At 40.3% G+C, this 1178-nt stretch carries 1 protein-coding gene; it reads right to left on the bottom strand.

The window, feature by feature from the left end:
- Nucleotides 1-177 precede the first annotated feature (177 nt).
- On the bottom strand, nucleotides 178-1178 hold a 1001-nt coding region (locus tag DOT_RS08065; RefSeq protein WP_009616820.1), incomplete at its 5' end, for an IS4 family transposase.

The raw sequence follows: 1178 nt of genomic DNA, 5'->3' as shown, positions 1-1178 counted from the left end.
AAAGGTCAATGTCATTAAGTTAAGCTTATGAGAAACCCCAGCGGTAGAAAAGTAATACCGCTGGGGTTGTCGCATACACGGAATAACATAGAAAACACAGGTGTTTTTGAATTCTGAGCACCACAAAAGCAGATGCCCGAAAAGCATCTGTAAAAGTCCTATCACACATGTTAAATCTCAAATAATTCTGTACTGGAACCCTACTGCTGAAATCGGATTTTGATATCTAGGAAATTGTCGGCCAGGGCGTATTGGGGAAAGGTGCTTACCTATCAGTTTAAGAACTTGGACCGCTGGAATTAACTCTCTCAAAAATTGACGACATATATTTAAAGCCACTGGAAAATTTACTCGCAAATCTTCCGAAATACTGATGTGGTGCATGATAATGGAAGAGTAATTATATAGAATTAGTCTGGCAAAAATCTCTTGCAATATAAAATCCTTCTTTTTACTATGCAGACTTGCCAAACCAACAGCATATTTAAGCTCCTTAAAAGATGTCTCAATTCCCCAGCGCAGATTATAGAACTGTTTTATTTTCTCCGGCGGAAAATCTTCGGCATTGAGATTTGTATAAACCGTTTCATACACACCATCAGCAATAGCGAAGCGAACGGCACGAAAATGTAAATCATAAAACTTGGAATCTTTCGGTTTAATGAAGTCAAATGTCGTATGTGGTTGTATCCATCGATACCGATGGGGGTATGCTTTTAAAAGCGACAACGTTTCTTTGGTTTGGCGCCGGGTGAGGGTTAACGTGATTTCTTCATCGTATTCCGGGCAATCTGGCAGAGAAAGCCTTGATATAATCCCATAGGATTCTTTCGCCCTGATGATATAGTACCATGATTTTTCCTGAAAATGAGCGATATTGTTGAATGACTCATATCCCCGATCCATGATTGCAATTACATTTCCGCTGATTTCAGACTGGTCTACCATGGATACTAAGGCTTTATGCTCATTCATGCCTTTCTTGGGTTGCACGGATGCATTGACATAAACCTTGCCAATCAGGTCATACATAGCGTCCAAATGCACAAGATTGTAATTTTTGCTATCTTCGCTGTTCCTGATGGAGGAGAATCCATCATTTGAATTTGACGGAAGTCTCAAATCCGAACCGTCAACAGCGAGCAGTCTGTAGCCCTGTAATGAATTCTCCGGTACTG

The organism is Desulfosporosinus sp. OT (assembly GCF_000224515.1).
Lineage (GTDB): Bacteria > Bacillota > Desulfitobacteriia > Desulfitobacteriales > Desulfitobacteriaceae > Desulfosporosinus.
This window is presented reverse-complemented; position numbering and strand designations above follow the sequence as displayed.